Here is a 1808-nt window from a genome sequence, read left to right on the forward strand (position 1 = left end):
AGCGGCGGGGTGCCCGCGGGCCGGACCGACGCGGTCCGGCCCGGTTCGGTCCGGGCAGCGATGGGCTGCGTCGGGGGCCGGTCCCGTCCCTCCGCCAGGTCCGAGAGCCACTGCGCGACCGTCCGGGCGTCGGCCGGCCGGTCCGCCGGATCCTTGGCCAGCAGCTGGGCGACCACGGCCGGCAGGTGCGGCGGCAGCCCGTACTTCGCCGGGTCGAGCTCGGGGGGTGGCTCGTTGAGGTGCTGGTACATCAGCACCGGCGTCGAGTCCCCGTTGAACGGCCGCTTCCTGGTGAGGAGTTCGACCAGCACGCAGCCGAACGCGTAGAGGTCGGCCCGGCCGTCCACCCGGTCGCCGGTCCAGCGCTCGGGCGCCATGTACGGCGGACTGCCGATGACCGTGCCGACGGTGGTCAGCCCGCTCGCGCCGGTGTCCAGCTGGGCGATGCCGAAGTCCAGCACCTTCAGCCGCCCGGCGTCGGTGATCATCACGTTGTCCGGCTTGATGTCCCGGTGCACCACGCCCGCGTCGTGCGCCGCCGCCAGCGCCTCACAGATCTGCCGCCCCCAGCGCAGGCTCACCTGCGGTTCCGGCCGCCCGTCCCGCAGCACCTCGGTCAGGGTGCGACCGGTGAGCAGCTCCATCACCAGGAAGGTGACCTGCTGGTCGTCGAACGCGCTGTGGCCGAGGTCGTGCACCGTGACGATGTGCGGGTGCGACAGGTTGCCCGCCGCGGACGCCTCCCGGGCGAACCGCAGCGCCGCCTTCGCCCGGTCGCCGTCGTCGTGCCGGATGACCTTGACCGCCACCGGCCGGCGCATCCGGGTGTCCAGGGCCCGCCACACCACCCCGAACCCGCCCTGCCCCAGCTTCTCCTCGAACTCGTACCGGCCGTCCAGGACGTCCCCGACTCGCACGCGCCCCTCCCCCGTCCACCGTGGCCCCCTCGGACCCTATCGGCGCCGCCCAGGCTCCACCGGCTCAGGCTCCGAAGATCTCCTCCACCAGGTCCTCGTCCGACACGTGGTCCGGCGCGTCGAACACCACGTCCGCGACGCCCTTCAGGCCGATCCCCCGGTCCAGCGCGTCCATGCAGGCCCGGGCCTCCCCGTCGGTGGTGAAGTCCCACACCCGCAGCCGCCGCACCAGCACCAGCGCCTCCATCGGGCTCATCCGCGGCGTCCGGCGGCGCTGCCCCGCGCCCTTGCGGCCGGCCTGGGCCAGCTGCTGCTGGTAGCCGGCCAGGTCCTGCCAGGCCTGCACGGTGCTCGGGTGGTGCTCGCCCAGCACCCGGGCGAGGTCCGGCAACAGCCCGTGCAGCTGGATCACCGCGCCCTGCAGGTCGCCCCGGTTGGCGTGGTACAGCGCGAGGTCGTGCCGGGCCTTCAGGACCCGGGGCTCGTACGGGCCCCAGGCGGCGTGCAGGTCGGGCAGCAGTTCGTTCATCAGCCGGATCGTGGTGACCGGCGCACCGCTCTCGCCGATGCACCAGACCAGGTGGTAGCGGGCGCCGAGGGTGTCCGGGTCGATCGGGCCGAGCATCGAACGCATGTCACCCACGAGGGCGGTCAACAGCCGGATCGCGCCGTTCAGGTCCCCGGTCCGGCTGAGGTACCAGGCGAAGTCCCGCCAGGTGCACAGGGTGTCCCGGTCGCTCGCGCCGAGCACGGTCACGCACTCCTGGGCGAGGGCCTGCAGGAGCATCGCCGACTCACCGGCCGTCGCCGCCCGGTACGCGGCCGACCGCCGCTCGCGCAGCCCGGCCCGTACGGCCTCGGCCGGCGGCGCGGCCGTCACCGGGGGCGTGG

At 74.3% G+C, this 1808-nt stretch carries 2 protein-coding genes; both read right to left on the reverse strand.

The window, feature by feature from the left end; translation table 11 throughout:
• Positions 1–917 (reverse strand): serine/threonine-protein kinase (locus KS423_RS44855; RefSeq protein ID WP_224285420.1); only part of this gene is annotated, 917 nt, incomplete at its 3' end.
• A gap of 64 nt (positions 918–981) precedes the next feature.
• Positions 982–1808: tetratricopeptide repeat protein (locus tag KS423_RS44860; protein WP_374120182.1), on the reverse strand; the 827-nt coding region annotated here is incomplete at its 5' end.

The organism is Streptomyces sp. LS1784 (genome assembly GCF_020103755.1).
Taxonomy (GTDB): domain Bacteria; phylum Actinomycetota; class Actinomycetes; order Streptomycetales; family Streptomycetaceae; genus Kitasatospora.